This window comes from Streptomonospora arabica (assembly GCF_039531585.1).
In the GTDB taxonomy this organism is placed as follows: domain Bacteria; phylum Actinomycetota; class Actinomycetes; order Streptosporangiales; family Streptosporangiaceae; genus Streptomonospora; species Streptomonospora halophila.
The window spans coordinates 382,639-396,588 of sequence record NZ_BAAAQI010000001.1; the positions used below are offsets into that span (position 1 = coordinate 382,639).

Below are 13,950 nucleotides of genomic sequence, written 5' to 3' on the forward strand. Positions count from 1 at the left end.
TACGGTTGGCACCGTGCAGCCGCTCGACGACACACCAGGCCCCTTTCCCGCTGCGCGCACCGCCGGCGCGGGCCGGCGGGAGACCGCTCTGTGGGCGGCCCTCGTGCTGTGCGCGGCCGCGGACACCGGCGCCGCACTCGCCGGAGGCGGCCCGGTGTCGGTCGCCGCCCCGGCCGTTGGCGTCCTGGCCTTCCTCTGCGGCCGCCTCTCCGCGCGAGACCGGCTCGCCCTGGTCCTCTTGGCGGCTGCGCTACCCGTGCTCCGGCCGGCCGCCGCGCTGCTGGGCCGGGCAACAGTGACGGAGGCCTTTGCCACGGCGGCCTCCGCCGTACTCGTCGCGGTGCTGCCCTGGCTGCTGGGCCGCTACCTGCGGCGCCGCGCCGAAGCGGCCTCGTTCGGCTGGCGCCGCGCCGAACTGCTGGAGCGCGAGCGGGACCTGGTGGCCGAGCGCGAGCGGCTGCGCGAGCGCGCCCGCATCGCCCAGGAGATGCACGACTCCCTGGGCCACGAGCTGAGCCTGGTCGTGGTACGCGCCGGTGCGATGCAGGTGGCGCCGGACTACGGAGAGCGGGACCTGCGGCGCGCGGCCGGCGAGGTGCGGTCCGGCGCCGCCGCGGCCGTCGAGCGGCTGCAGGAGATCATCGGGATCCTGCGGGAGACCGGCGACCCGCTGGCGGGGGACCCGCTGAGCCAGAGCGCCGGGGAGCTGGTCGACCGCGCCCGCGACGCGGGCATGGACGTCGAGGTGCGCGGTGCCGGGCTGCTCGACCGCCGCCTCGGTCCGGAGCAGCGTGCGCTGAGCCGGGTGGTCCAGGAGGCACTGACCAACGCGGCCAAGCACGCCCCGGGCGCCGCGGTGCGCATCGACGCCGAGGAAGGCGCTGAGGGCGGGTGCACGGTGCGGGTGCGCAGCGGACCGCCGCGCGGCGCTCCGAGCGCGGACGGGGCCTCCGGCGGCAGCGGGCTGGCCGGGTTGGCGCGGCGGCTGCACCCGCTGGGCGGCACGGTCGAGTACGGCGACCGCGGCGACGGCGGATTCGAGGTGGTCGCGCACGTGCCCGCGGCCGCGGCCGGGGACCGCCGCGCGGGCGGAGGAAGCTCCGCCGACCTGGCGTCGCGCTACTCCGCCTCCCAGCGGCGCGCGCTGGGCGCGGCGGTACTGGCCCCGACGGCGCTGCTCGGCGTGCTGGCGGCGGCGTGGCTGGGATACTACGGCTACGTGTCCGCCGGCTCGGTCCTGGAGCCGGCGGAGTTCGCCCGCCTGCGCGTCGGGCAGGAGCAGCGGCGGGTCGAGGAGGTCCTTCCGGCGATGCGAATGCTCGACCCGCCGTCCGAGCGCAGCAGTGCGCCCGCCGACGGCGCCCGGTGTCGCTACTACCGCTCGGAGGTCACCCTGCCCGGCGCGGCTACCACCGCCTACCAGCTGTGCTTCGCCGAGGGCCAGCTGGTCGCCAAGTCGGCGGTGCCCGTCGGTGACGGCGACGGAGCAGAGGGGGGCGCCCGGTGATCCGGGTCGTGCTCGCCGACGACGAGGCCCTGATCCGGGCGGGCATCGCCACCATCCTCTCCGCGGACCCCGATATCGAGGTGGTCGCCGAGGCGGGTACGGGGAGCCGGGCCGTCGAGCTGACCGGGCTGCACCGCCCCGACGTCGCGCTCGTCGACATCCAGATGCCCGAGAGCGACGGGCTGAGCGCGGTGCCGCGGATCCTGCGCGCGTCGCCGCGTACGGCGGTCGCCATCCTGACGACGTTCGGCCGGGACGACTACATCACCCGCGCGCTGGACGGGGGTGCGAGCGGGTTCCTGCTCAAGACCGCCGAGCCGCAGGAGCTGATGGCCGGGGTCCGCGCGGTGGCCGACGGCGGCGCGTTCCTGTCCCCCCAGGTCGCCCGGCGCGTGGTCGCCCGTCTGCGGAACCGGCCGGAGCCTCCTGCGGCCGAGGCCCGCGAGCGCGTCGGCGTGCTGAGCCGCCGTGAGCGGGACGTGCTCGCCCTGCTCGCGGCGGGCGCCTCCAACGCCGAGATCGCGCGGGAGCTGCACCTGGCCGAGGACACCGTCAAGGCGCACGTCAGCGCGATCCTCTCCCGCCTGGGGCTGCGGAACCGGGTGCAGGCCGCCATCCTGGCGCACGAGGCGGGCCTGCGGCGGACGTGAGCGGCGGCGCGCGCCGACCGGGTCGGCGGCCGTCCCGGCCCGGGGGACGGGGACAGAGCGGCCGCGGCGGCCGGTGCTTCAGGCACCGCCGCCGACGGTGATGGCGAACCCCTCCAGGATCGAGTGGACGCCGAGCACGGCGACGCGGACGCTGCCGCCGACGCCGCGGATCTGCACCATGAGCACCGGCGACTGCAGGAACAGGAAGAACGCACCCCCAGCGGCGGGAAAGCGGCAGGCGAGGATGCGGAGGGTGCGGTCCCGGGCCGCGGGGCCGGTCCAGTCGATCGCGCCGATCAGGCCGCAGGTGCGGGGGACGGCGGCGCGGACGGGAACCTCGTGCGCACCGACGGCGGGGTGCACCTCGGGGGCCCGCTACAAGGTCCGCACCGCTGACGGCGCGGAGGTCCCGGTGTCAACGGGGCGCCGGCCGACTCAGGGGCCGGCGCGCGCCCCTGCGCCGCCGCCCGGTGTTCGAAGCGCCCGAGGGCGGACCGGTCCGGCGCAGGACCGCCTTCTTCGCGGGCGAACTGCGCCTGCCGACGGCACCGGGCCGCCCGGTCGCCGACGAGGTCCACCGGGGCTCGCGGGCCGAGCCGGCGCACCGCCTTCTCTCGGGCGGCGTTCACCTCCGCAGCAGCGCGGCCAGCTCGCGCGTCCGCGGCCAGCGGCCCCAGGCCACCAGGGCGAAGACGGCGCCCAGCACGACGGTCTGCACCGCGAAGGACTGGTAGCCGGGGGTGAGCAGGTTACTGGCCGTCGCTCCGACCATCACCCCCAGCAGCCCCAGCGCGGCCAGCCCGCACAGCCGCGGTATCAGCAGGCCCACGGCGCCGGCGACCTCGCAGGCACCGGTGACGTACCGCAGCCACTGCCCCAGGCCGATGTCGGTGAACAGGCGGACCGCGTCCTCGCTGCCCGCCAGCTTCGTGGCGCCCTGGAAGAGGAAGAAGGCGGCGAGCAGGATCTGCACCGCCCACAGCACGATGTTCAGAGTGCGGCCGCGCCGCCGCGAACCGCTGCCGGCCTCGCTCGGACTCACGCAACCGCCCCCTGTCTCCCCCGCAGGGGAAAGGCGCGCCGCGTTCCCTCGGCGGCGATCGCGGGCGGTGCCGCCGTCAGGCGGTCGCCGCGATCGGGGCCGGATCCCGCGGCGCCGAACCGTCGGTGCGGCCACCCTATCGCGCGGAAGCCGGGCTGCGGCGGCGAACCGGGGCGCGAGACGCGGCCACCGCGGGAGGGGGCGGACCCGGCGCAGACGGAGGCGGGCGCCGCGCCGTCCCCTGCCTGCTCCGGAGGGGACCCGTCGCGAACCGGGAGCCGAGCCGCCGGATTCCGCGCTCTCGGGGAATCCGTGGGAAGCACCGGTGCCCGACCCGGCATCGGGGCATCGAACCGCATTCGGCTTCTCCCCACGTTTGGGCACACGGCCGGCCGATCCCGATCCCGCACGCAGCCAAGGCGACGACGCGGCCCGCTCGGGCCCGCCGCCTCCCGCGCGCTCGCCCACCGGGGCGGCTCGCCCGGGAAAACGGCCGGGGTCCGCTCAGCCGCGGCAGGCCGGTGCCGGCTCGGCGCGGCCCGACGCGAGATCCTCCTCGACCATGGCGAGCAGCGCGCGGGCGGCGGTGCCGGCGGCGCTGCCGACCGCGGTGACGGCCGCGGTGCGCCACAGCGGCGCGTTCTCGATCGGGACGAAGCACGCCTCGGAGGTCTTGGCCGAGAAGTGCTCGGGCACCAGGGCGATGCCCAGCCCCTGGGCGGCGAACGCGAGCAGCGAGTGGACGTCGTTGACCTCCACCGCGACGCGGCGGCGCGCGTCGGCCCCCGCGAGCATGGCGTCGACCTCCTCGCGGATGCCCCACCCGGGGCCGAAGTCGACGAACGTCGCGCCGTCGAGCTCGCCCAGCCCGACGCGGCCGCGCTCGGCCAGCGCATGGGTGGGCGCGCAGGCGAGCACCATCGGCTCCGCGCCGATGGGCAGCGCCTCCAGGTCCTCGGTGGAGCCCGCGCCGGTGGAGGTGAAGGCGATGTCGACCGCGCCGCGGCGGACGCCCTCCAGCAGCGCCGCGGCGCCGTCCTGCTGGAGCCGGATCTCGACACCGGCGTGCTTGCCGTGGAAGCGCCCCAGCAGCGCCGGCACGTCGGGGTCCGCCAGGCACTGCAGGCTGCCCACGGTCAGGGTGCCGCGCAGCAGGCCCTGGACGGCGGCGACCGCGTCGTGGGCGCCGGAGACCTTCGCGAGCACGTGCCGCGCCTCGGGCAGCAGGGCGCGGCCGGCGTCGGTCAGCTCCACCCGGCGGGTGCTGCGCACGAAGAGGCGGGCGCCCAGTTCGCGTTCGAGGGAGCGGATCGACGCCGACAGCCCGGACTGGGCCACGAGCACCCGCTGCGCCGCTCGGGTGAAGTGGCGCTCCTCGGCCACCGCCACGAAGTACTCCAGCTGGCGCAGCTCCACGATTGATCACCGCAATCGAACAGTTCCATCGCTTTGTTTTCTTGGACAGCTTAGTGGGGTCGGCGCGAAGCTGGGAGCGCCGCGGAGGGCGGAGCAACGGCCGGCCTCCGGGGCGCACCGCATACGCCAGCCACCTTTCGGGAGATCCGGAACATGCACAACCGCAGTATCGGAGGACGCACGGTCAGCGCCATCGGGCTCGGCGCCATGCCGATGTCGATCGAGGGGCGGCCCGACCGCGCCCGCGCGACCGCGACCGTCCATGCGGCCCTGGACGAGGGCATCACCCTCATCGACACCGCCGACGCCTACCACCGCGAGGCGGGCGAGGTCGGCCACAACGAGTCCCTCATCGCCGAGGCGCTTGCCGCCGCCGGCCCGGCCGCAGACGGTGTGCTCGTCGCCACCAAGGGCGGGCACCTGCGGCCCGGAGACGGCACCTGGACCCTGGACGGCCGCCCCGAGTACCTGAAGCGGGCGTGCGAGGCGTCCCTGCGCCGGCTCGGTGTCGAGGCCATCGGCCTCTACCAGTTCCACCGTCCCGACCCCGGCGTGGACTACGCCGAGTCGGTCGGGGCGCTGGCCGAGCTTCTGGACGAGGGCAAGATCCTGATGGCGGGGATCTCCAACGCCGACCCCGGCGAGATCCGCACCGCGCACAAGGTGCTCGGCGGGCGCCTGGCCTCGGTGCAGAACCAGTTCTCGCCGAAGTTCCGCTCCAGCGAGCCCGAGCTGCGGCTGTGCGAGGAGCTCGGCGTCGCGTTCCTGCCCTGGAGCCCGCTGGGCGGCATCCGGGAGGCCGCCGACCTGGGTTCCCACTACTCGGCGTTCGCGGCGGTGGCCGAGGACCGCGGCGTCAGCCCGCAGCGGGTCTGCCTGGCCTGGATGCTGGCGAAGTCGCCGGTCGTGGTGCCCATCCCGGGCTCCTCGCGGCCGGAGACCGTGCACGACAGCGCGCTCGGCGCCGACCTGCGGCTGAGCGAGGAGGAGATCGCCCGCCTCGACCGCGCCTGAGGCCCCGCCCGGGGCCCGGCCGGGCGCGTGCGGTCGGCGCCGTGCGGGCGCGCGGGACGAAGGTGCCTCTAGGGGGTCGTCGAGCTGCCAGGGCCACCGGGGGCCGGTAGAACGCCCCGTCGCGCAGCATCGCGGACAGAGCGTCCCAGCGCCGCCGCGCCGGGGACAGCAGGGCGCGAACCGTGCTCCTCCGCGGCGCTGCTGCGACCTCGTCGGCCGCCTCGTGGTTCTCGGCGGTCCAGGACCGCGGCCGCGGCAGAGCTGTCGGTGGGAGGGTCGATGGCGGACGCGGTGCGCGGCATCCGACCCTCGGGATCGGCCCCGCCGGCGGCCGTGGAATGGGCGAGCGTACCCGCGGCGCGGAAGGCCGACACCGCGGCGTGGCTGTGGTGCTCGCCCCGGTCGATCGTGCGGTCGCAGCAGGCCCGCGAGGGCGGGTGGGACCCGGATGCGAACGCCGCCGGGAACCGCGCCCGTTCGAGCTGCTCGGTGCCGCGCCGGGAGGGGCGCTCGCCGCGGATGGAGCCGCCCGAGGCCCGCGTGGCCGGGGCCGGACCCGCATAGGAGGCAAGAGGGGCCGCGCCGCGGGCGCGTTGCGCGGGCGGCTGTCCACCCGGGGCCCGCAGGTCCTACCATCGGATCACGCGGGCTCCGGCCCGCCCGTCCCCGACCCCCGCTCCCCCGGTCCGGCCGGCGTCCGGACACGCCGAGGAGGCCCCGCCCGTGTTCACCACCAGACCGACCCTGCAGGGCACCTACGGCATGGCGGCCTCCACGCACTGGCTGGCCTCCGGCACCGCCATGGCCGTCCTCGAGGACGGCGGCAACGCGTTCGACGCCGCGGTCGCCGCCGGCTTCGTGCTCCAGGTCGTCGAGCCGCACCTGAACGGCCCCGCCGGCGAGGTGCCGATCGTCCTCGCGCCGGCCGGCGGCCGCCCGCTGGTGCTGTGCGGTCAGGGCCCGGCCCCCGCCGGGGCCACGGTGGACCACTACACCGGGCTGGGCCTGGACCTGGTGCCCGGCACCGGCCCACTCGCCGCGGCCGTTCCCGGCGCCTTCGACGCCTGGATGCTGCTGCTGCGCGACTACGGCACCAAGCCGCTCGCCGACGTGCTCTCCTACGCCATCGGCTACGCCGAGCGCGGCCATCCCGCCGTCGAACGCGTCGGCGAGACCGTCGAGACGGTGCGGGAGCTGTTCGAGTCGGAATGGCCGAGTTCCGCGGAGCTGTACCTGCCCGGCGGCCGCACGCCGCGGCCGGGCGCCCTGCTGCGCAACCCCGCGCTCGCGGCCACCTGGCGGCGGCTCCTCGGTGAGGCGCGGGCCGCGGGAGGGGACCGCGAGAACACCGTCGAGGCCGCCCGCCGCGTCTGGCGGGAGGGCTTCGTCGCCGAGGAGCTGGCCGCCTTCGCCGCCCGGCCCGCCATGGACTCCTCCGGCGAGCGCCACGCCGGCGTGCTGACCGGTGAGGACCTGGCCTCGTTCGCCGCCTCCTACGAGGAGCCGGTCGGCTACGACTGGAACGGCTGGCGCGTGTGCAAGGCAGGCCCGTGGAGCCAGGGCCCGGTCTTCCTCCAGCAGCTCGCCCTCCTGCCGCAGGACCCCGGCGCTCTCGGCTACGGCACACCCGAGTACGTGCACACTCTGACCGAGGGCACCAAGCTGGCCATGGCCGACCGGGAGGCCTGGTACGGCGACGCCGCCGACGTCCCCCTCGCCGACCTCCTCTCCGAGGACTACAACCGCGCGCGCCGCTCCCTCGTCGGCGAGACGGCCTCCCACGAGCTGCGCCCGGGCTCTCCCGGCGGCCGCACGCCGCGGCTGAGCCGCAACGCGCTGTCCCGCACCGGCGACGCGGCGCCGGCGGCGGGCGCGGGAGAGCCGACCGTGGCCCGGGACGGCGGGACCCGCGGCGACACCTGCCACGTCGACGTCGTCGACCGGCACGGCAACATGGTCGCGGCCACCCCCAGCGGGGGCTGGCTGCACTCCAACCCGGTGGTGCCCGCGCTCGGGTTCCCCCTGGGCACGCGGCTGCAGATGACCTGGCTGGAGCCGGGGCTGCCCAACTCGCTGACCCCCGGCCGCAGGCCGCGCACCACGCTCACGCCCTCCCTCGCGCTGCGCGGCGGCGAGCCGGTGATGGCCTTCGGCACCCCGGGCGGCGACCAGCAGGACCAGTGGAGCCTGCACTTCTTCCTGGCGGTGGCGCTGCGCCGAGCGGTGCGCGGCGGGTTCGACCTGCAGGGGGCGATCGACGCGCCCAACTGGCACACCGAGAGCTTCCCGGGCTCCTTCTACCCGCGCGCGTGGCGGCCGGGCTCGATCACCGTCGAGTCCCGCATGGCCGAGGCGGCGGTCGCCGAGCTGCGCCGGCGCGGGCACGACGTGACCGTGGGCGAGGCGTGGTCGGAGGGCCGGCTGTGCGCCGTCGCACGCGACCCGGAGACGGGGGTCGTCTCCGCGGCGGCCAACCCGCGCGGCATGCAGGGCTACGCGGCGGGCCGCTGAGGCGGTGCCCGTTCAGGTCGAATGGGTGGTCGCGAGATAGACCGTGTTGGCCGCGTCGCGCTCCTGCAGCGGGTTGGGGAAGGCGACGACCTCGGCGCGCACCTCGGCGAAGACCTCGCCGAGGAGGGCGGAGAACCGCGCCTCGGGCGGGTCGTTGGACCACAGCGCGAAGACGCCTCCGGGGTGCAGCAGAAGGGACAGGCGGCGCAGGCCCTCCACCGTGTAGAAGTCGGCGTGGCTCTCGTCGAGCAGGTGGCTCGGCGAGTGGTCGATGTCGACGAGGACCGCGTGGAAGCGGCGCCCGGGCTCCTGGGGGTCGACACCGTCCTTCGAGCCGCTCATCGCGAAGAAGTCGCCGTGCACGAACCGGCAGCGGGGGTCGCCCGTCAGCCGGACCCCCGCCGGGATCAGCCCGCGCTCGTGCCACTCGATCACCTCGCCCAGCGCCTCGACGACCACGAGCGAGGCCACCTCCGGCTGGTCGAGGACCGCTTCGGCGGTGAACCCCAGACCGAGGCCGCCGACCGCCACGTCCACCGGGCCCCCCTCCGGCTCGCCCAGGGCGAGCCGGGCCATCTCCTCCTCGGCGACGGTGAACAGGCTCGACATGAGGAAGTCGTCGCCGAGCTTGATCTCGTGCACGTCGGCACGGAACACGGGGTCCCATCTGCGGCGCAGCACGAGGTCGCCCATCGGTGTCGGGCGCCAGTCCAGTTCCTCGAAACGACGGCCCACGGCCCGCTCCCTTCACGCTCCGCATGCCCGCGCCACGCCGGCGCGGGTCCCCGCGGATCAGCGGGCGAATGCAGCGGGCACTCCGCGGTACGGCGCCTCCCGCGAGCACGCGCACGCCTCCGCGGCTCCCGACACTATCCCCGTCGGGGCGCATCGGCTCCGCCGGCGGCGGATGTGCGTCCTCGGCGCAGCGCCCGGCCCGGCACCGGGGGCGCGGACCCGGCTCAACCGCGCGGCGGTGCCGCCTTGGGGCGGCCCAGCCGGGCGCCGCCGACCGCCAGGTCGGCGACCGCGCCGACGGTGGCGAACTCTACGCCGTGGCCCGCGACGCGGTCCAGCCACTCCTCCAGACGCAGCAGCCGGTGGCCGCGGCCGATCACCTGGGGGTGGAAGGTGACGGTGAGCACCCCCTGCTCGGTCTCGCGCAGCATGTAGCGCAGGTCCAGCTCCCAGTCGGCGAACATGCGCTCGGCGTCGCCCAGGCCCGGCAGGGTCCGCGCGGGCGAGCTGAGGAACTCCAGGTGCGGCAGGTCGTCGAGGCTCCAGCTGACCGGCACCTCCACCAGCGGGGTCTCCTCGCCCCACACCGTGCCCTCGGCGTCCACCCGGTCGCCGGTGCGGCACCGGTAGGGCGCGTAGTCGTGGCCCATCATGGAGCTGTCGTAGCGCAGCCCGCGCTCGTTCAGCAGCGCCACGGTGTTCTCCGACAGGTCCCAGGCCGGGGCCCGGAACCCGCGGGGCTCGGTGCCGGCGACCTCCCGCAGCGCCTCGACCGAGCGGTCGAGCACGGCCCGCTCGGCGTCCTCCTCCAGGACGGCGACGTTCTCGTGGGCGTAGCCGTGCAGGGCGATCTCGTGCCCGCCGTCGCGGATACGGCGGCACAGCTCGGGATAGGTGCGCGCGGTGTGGCCGGGAACGAACCAGGTGGCCGCCAGCCCGCGCCGCGCCAGCACCTCCAGCAGCCGGGGCACCGCCACCGCCGCGAACTCCCCGCGCGAGCGCGGGGTCGCCGTGAGCTGGCCGCGGTCGACCCAGACCGACAGCGCGTCGAAGTCGAAGGTGAGGCAGACGTATCCGTGCGGCATCGCGCTCCTCCTCTCAGGCCTCCGGGAGCGCGGCGTTGCCGGCCCCCACTCCCCCGTCGACGGTGACGGTCGTGCCGGTGATCCACTCGGCGCCGTCGGAGCACAGGTAGGCCACGGCCGAGGCGACGTCGTCGGGCACGCCGGGCCGCGGCCAGGGCCGCCCGGCCTCCACGGCGCGGACGTAGTCGGGCGCGAGCGGGTTGACGTCGCTACCGACCTCGATGAACCCCGGTGAGACGGCGTTGGCGCGGATGCGGTGCTCGGCGAACTCCAGGGCGAGCGCCTTGGTGAGCATGGTCAGCCCCGCCTTGGACGTGCAGTAGTGCGCCGCTCCCCGCCGCGCCCGCTCGCCCGCCCCGGAGGTGATGTTGACGATGTCGCCGGGACGTCCCGCCGCGACCAGGGCCCGGGCGAACTCGGTCGACAGGGCGAAGGGTCCGTCGAGGTTGGCGGCGAGCACGCCCCGCCACTCTGCGTCGGTCATCTCCAGCAGGGGACGGCTGGGGTAGACGCCGGCCGCGTTCACCAGCACGTCCAGCCCGTCGGCGCGCTCCCAGGCGGTGCGGACGCAGGCGCGGGCCGCTTCGGGGTCGGCGACGTCGGCCGCGACGGTGCTGACGCGCTCGGGCGCCGCGAGCCGCGCGGCCGCCGCCGCGCACCGCTCCTCGTCGCGCTCGCTGAGCACGACCGCGGCTCCCTCGGCCAGGAACCGGCGGGCGACGGCCGCTCCGATCCCTCCCGACGCTCCGGTGACCAGCACTGTGCGGCTCACGTTTCCTCCCATGTCCGGCGGCGGGTGATGCTGCGGCGCAGGTCCAGGTACTCCGGTACGGACATGCGCGGCGGTGTTTCGCGCAGTACCCGGCGGGCCTCCGCGGCTCCGTCGCAGAGCAGGTCGACGACGGTGCCGGCGAGGTAGAGCGCCGGCTCGACGGCGGCGGCGCGGTGGTCGACGACGCGGTAGTCGGTGCTGTGGTGGTCGCCGGCGGCGCCGCCGCAGTAGGGGTGGGACACCGGCATGACGTGGGCGAGGTCGCCCATGTCGGTGCAGGCGCCCAGGTGGCGGCCGCGGGCGGTCGGCGCGTCCCCCACGACGGGCCCGGCGTTGCGGGCGACGACGTCGTCCAGCGCCGGGGCCGGATGCAGCGGCAGGTAGGCGAGCAGCGTGTCGGTCTCGACCCGCGCGCCCAGGGCCAGCGCGCCGGCGCGCGCGCAGCGGGCCACGGTCTCGGCGGCGCGGCGCAGCGCGTCGACGCCGGCGGCGCGGACCATCGCGTGCAGCACGGCGGAGGAGGGCACCGAGCCCAGCGCGCTCCCTCCCCCGGTGACCAGGTAGTTGACCCGCACGCTCTCGTCCTCGGGGAAGGCCTCGCGCTGGGCGTCGATCGCGTGGGCGGCCAGAGTGGCGGCCTTGAGGGCGTTGACGCCCAGCCAGGGGGTCGACCCCGCGTGTGCGGAGCGGCCGCCGAAGCGGGCCCGCACGAGGCAGGACCCGTTGAGCGTGTCACCCACGGAGAAGCGCGGACCGCCGCCGCGCCCGGTGTGCGCGAGCAGGGCCATGTCGACGCCGTCGAACGCTCCCGTGCGCAGCAGCTCGGCCTTGCCGACGGGGAACTCCGCGCGGTCGGCCCGCTCCGCCCCATCGGGGCCGTCCGCGCCGCCGGGGGCGCCGGCCGCGGCGTCGAGTAGGGCGTCGGCGTCGCCCAGCTCCTCGGCGGGCGCGGCGATCAGCGCGACCGAGCCGTCCAGCTCGGCCATCACCTCGCGCAGGCCGAGCGCGGCACCGGCGACAGCGGCGATCTGGGCGTGGTGGCCGCAGGCGTGGGCCGCTCCGGTCGCCGGGTCGGCCAACGGGTGCTCGGGCAGGGCCAGGGCGTCCAGCTCGCCGACGAGCGCGATGCGCGGGCCGTCGTCGCGGCCGCGCAGCACGGCCGCGACCCCGGTGCCGGCGAGCCCGGTGCGCGGCGTGAGCCCGAGGTCCTCCAGCCAGGAGCCGAAGCGCGCCGCGGTGGCGTACTCGGCGTAGCCGGGTTCGGGAGTGCGCATCAGCTCGTCGCTGAGGGACGCGATCGCGTCGGCGCGGCGTTCCATGGCCGCATACGCCGCCCGCTTCAGGCCCGCGGCGGTGCTCACGCGCACTCCGCGGCCGTGCGCGCAGCGGGGCCGCGGCGGGGCCGGCGTCCGGCTCCGCGCGGGGGCGGGGCGGCGCGGCGGTCCTGCGCGGAACGCGCCCTGGACGCGCCGCGCTCGCGTCGGTTGCTCACGGCGCCAGTATGGCGGCGGAGGGCGGGCCCGGGCCTCATGCCCGGCTCTGAACTTCGGCCGCCCCCCTTGTGCGCAGGTCCAAACCCGACCGGCGCAGGCACAGGGCCGCGACCAGCCGCTCGTCGGGATCGTCGAGGTCGATTCCGCAGATCTGACCCATCCGGCGCAGCCGGTAGCGCAGGGTGTTGGGATGGACGTGCAACGCGCGGGAGGCCGCGATCACGTCGCCGAACGCGTCGAGGTAGGCGGCCAGGCTGGCGGCGTAGTCGGTGTGGTGCCGGCGGTCGTAGGCGAGCAGGTCGGGCACCGGCCCGTCGGCGAAGCGCGCGTCCTCGGCCACCCGGTCGGCCAGCACGAGTGCGCCGACGGCGGCGCGCACCTCGCCGGGATGCACGACGCAGGTGTGCGCGCCGCCCCGGCCGCGCAGCACGCGCAGCACCAGGTCGGCCTCGGCGAGGGACTCGGGGGCCCGCCCGGCGTCGGCCGCGACCGTGCCCAGCGCGCCCAGCACCGCGCAGCCGGCCGCCGCGGCCGCGCGCTCGACCACCTCGCGGACGGCACCGGCCAGCTCTGCGCCGCCGCGCCCCTCCACCCCGCACAGCAGCACGTCGACGCGTCCGCGCGAGGCCACCGGGACGGCCGGGTGGTCCAGAGCGGGCAGGTGCACGCTGAGCAGGTCGGCGAACGCGCGGGTGTCGTGCGGCCGGCCGTCGGCGAAGACGCAGCTGAGGACAGCCGCGGGCCGGTCCCGGTCGACGTCGAGCCACTCCAGCGCCTCGTCCTCGGCGGTGCCGTTCAGCAGCCTGCGGGCGGCCGACTCGGCGGCGCGGCGGCGGGTCTGGGTGCGCACGCCCATCCGCGAGAGGTACTGGCCGGCCGACGCCGCGGCCCGGCGCAGCACGACGGGCGCGTCCTCGGGCAGGGGTCCGCCGCGCTCGGCCACCCAGATCGACCCGAGGATCTCGTCGCCCGAGCGCACCGCCACGGCCATGCGGCGGTTGATCCCGTGCTCGGGGACGGCGGGGATGTCGACGACGTCGCCGTCGCGCCACAGCCGCCGGTAGACGCCCTGCTCGCGCAGCCGGGAGCGGTACCAGGCGGGGCCGCGCTGGTCGAGGGCCGCCTGCCGGCGCATCGCGTCGTCGGAGTCGGCGAGCCGGGAGGAGGCGAGCACCTCCTGCTGCGGGTTGAAGATCATCACCGAGCCCCCGACCGACTCGCACAGCGCGTTGGCGAAGTCGGCGAGCTCGCGCACGGGCGGGGCGGAGGCCTCGGCGTCCAGGCCCGCGCCCGAGGTGGTGAGCAGGCCGCGCAGCTGGCCGGAGAACTCCGCCCAGCCGGTACCCGACTCCAGCGCGAGCAGCGCCACACCTGCGTGCCGGGCGAGCGTGCCCAGCCGCTCGCGCGCTTCGGCGGAGCCGCGCACGACCACCGCGGCCGCGCCGCGCCGGGCCGCCTCCTCCAGCACATCGGGGGCGCCCGCGGCGTCGACGCCCACGGCCAGCAGCAGGTCGCCGGGTTCGGCGGCGAACTCCGCGGCGGAGTCGTGGATCACGACGCCGTTGCAGCGCACCGCGGGGTCGGGCGGTTCGGCCCACACCGACAGCAGGTTCGCCCCGATGGCGTCGACGACCGTGTTCAGCATCGGTCCGTGCACGTGGCCCCCACCTCCTTGTCGCAGACGACAAGTTCCGTGCGGTTCTTCATACCAGCGGATCATTACAG

Annotated in this window: 13 protein-coding genes; 4 read left to right on the plus strand and 9 right to left on the minus strand. The window is 76.5% G+C overall.

Translation table 11 applies throughout. From position 1 onward, the window contains the following. Window positions 1–13: 13 nt before the first annotated feature. Both ABD284_RS01660 and ABD284_RS01665 read left to right on the plus strand, forming a co-directional pair. Entirely contained in the window at window positions 14–1,507 is a 1,494-nt protein-coding gene (locus tag ABD284_RS01660) for a sensor histidine kinase (RefSeq protein ID WP_344140189.1), read from the plus strand. Then, on the plus strand, window positions 1,504–2,157 hold the full coding sequence (locus ABD284_RS01665) for a response regulator (RefSeq protein WP_344140191.1): 654 nt from the start codon (window positions 1,504–1,506) through the stop codon (window positions 2,155–2,157). Before ABD284_RS01660 ends, ABD284_RS01665 begins: the two co-directional genes overlap by 4 nt. A gap of 78 nt (window positions 2,158–2,235) precedes the next feature. Here the strand turns inward: ABD284_RS01665 and ABD284_RS01670 are convergent, their stop codons facing one another. From ABD284_RS01670 to ABD284_RS01680, 3 genes are all read right to left on the minus strand, one after another. Next, on the minus strand, window positions 2,236–2,520 hold the full coding sequence (locus ABD284_RS01670) for a hypothetical protein (protein ID WP_344140193.1): 285 nt from the start codon (window positions 2,518–2,520) through the stop codon (window positions 2,236–2,238). A 262-nt stretch (window positions 2,521–2,782) separates the two neighbouring features. Continuing rightward, window positions 2,783–3,199: a DoxX family protein gene (locus ABD284_RS01675; RefSeq protein ID WP_344140196.1), complete on the minus strand. Its 417-nt coding sequence runs from the start codon at window positions 3,197–3,199 to the stop codon at window positions 2,783–2,785. A gap of 504 nt (window positions 3,200–3,703) precedes the next feature. Then, the gene (locus tag ABD284_RS01680) at window positions 3,704–4,615 is read right to left on the minus strand and encodes a LysR family transcriptional regulator (protein WP_344140198.1); all 912 of its coding nucleotides are present in this window, start codon (window positions 4,613–4,615) and stop codon (window positions 3,704–3,706) included. Window positions 4,616–4,768: 153 nt separating this feature from the next. On the opposite strand from ABD284_RS01680, the gene ABD284_RS01685 reads away from it, so the two are divergent. Then, on the plus strand, window positions 4,769–5,629 hold the full coding sequence (locus ABD284_RS01685; protein WP_344140200.1) for an aldo/keto reductase: 861 nt from the start codon (window positions 4,769–4,771) through the stop codon (window positions 5,627–5,629). 68 nt (window positions 5,630–5,697) lie between these two features. Here the strand turns inward: ABD284_RS01685 and ABD284_RS25730 are convergent, their stop codons facing one another. Further along, window positions 5,698–6,255 (minus strand): transposase, encoded by a 558-nt coding sequence (locus tag ABD284_RS25730; protein WP_386699320.1) that lies wholly within the window; start codon window positions 6,253–6,255, stop codon window positions 5,698–5,700. Window positions 6,256–6,391: 136 nt separating this feature from the next. Between ABD284_RS25730 and ABD284_RS01695 the strand changes: the two genes are divergently transcribed. After that, on the plus strand, window positions 6,392–8,140 hold the full coding sequence (locus tag ABD284_RS01695) for a gamma-glutamyltransferase family protein (RefSeq protein WP_425573272.1): 1,749 nt from the start codon (window positions 6,392–6,394) through the stop codon (window positions 8,138–8,140). 12 nt (window positions 8,141–8,152) lie between these two features. Here ABD284_RS01695 and ABD284_RS01700 read toward each other — a convergent pair whose 3' ends face one another. The 5 genes from ABD284_RS01700 to ABD284_RS01720 form a co-directional block, all read right to left on the minus strand. Beyond that, on the minus strand, window positions 8,153–8,875 hold the full coding sequence (locus ABD284_RS01700; RefSeq protein ID WP_344140204.1) for a polyamine aminopropyltransferase: 723 nt from the start codon (window positions 8,873–8,875) through the stop codon (window positions 8,153–8,155). A 224-nt stretch (window positions 8,876–9,099) separates the two neighbouring features. Then, a complete protein-coding gene (locus tag ABD284_RS01705; RefSeq protein ID WP_344140206.1) occupies window positions 9,100–9,960 on the minus strand; it encodes a polysaccharide deacetylase family protein in 861 nt (286 codons plus the stop codon). Window positions 9,961–9,973: 13 nt separating this feature from the next. Next, complete coding sequence (locus ABD284_RS01710; RefSeq protein WP_344140208.1) at window positions 9,974–10,732, minus strand: SDR family NAD(P)-dependent oxidoreductase; 759 nt, start codon at window positions 10,730–10,732, stop codon at window positions 9,974–9,976. Further along, window positions 10,729–12,093: a M20/M25/M40 family metallo-hydrolase gene (locus ABD284_RS01715; protein WP_344140210.1), complete on the minus strand. Its 1,365-nt coding sequence runs from the start codon at window positions 12,091–12,093 to the stop codon at window positions 10,729–10,731. Before ABD284_RS01715 ends, ABD284_RS01710 begins: the two co-directional genes overlap by 4 nt. Window positions 12,094–12,259: 166 nt before the next feature. Then, complete coding sequence (locus ABD284_RS01720; protein WP_344140212.1) at window positions 12,260–13,882, minus strand: PucR family transcriptional regulator; 1,623 nt, start codon at window positions 13,880–13,882, stop codon at window positions 12,260–12,262. Window positions 13,883–13,950: the final 68 nt, after the last annotated feature.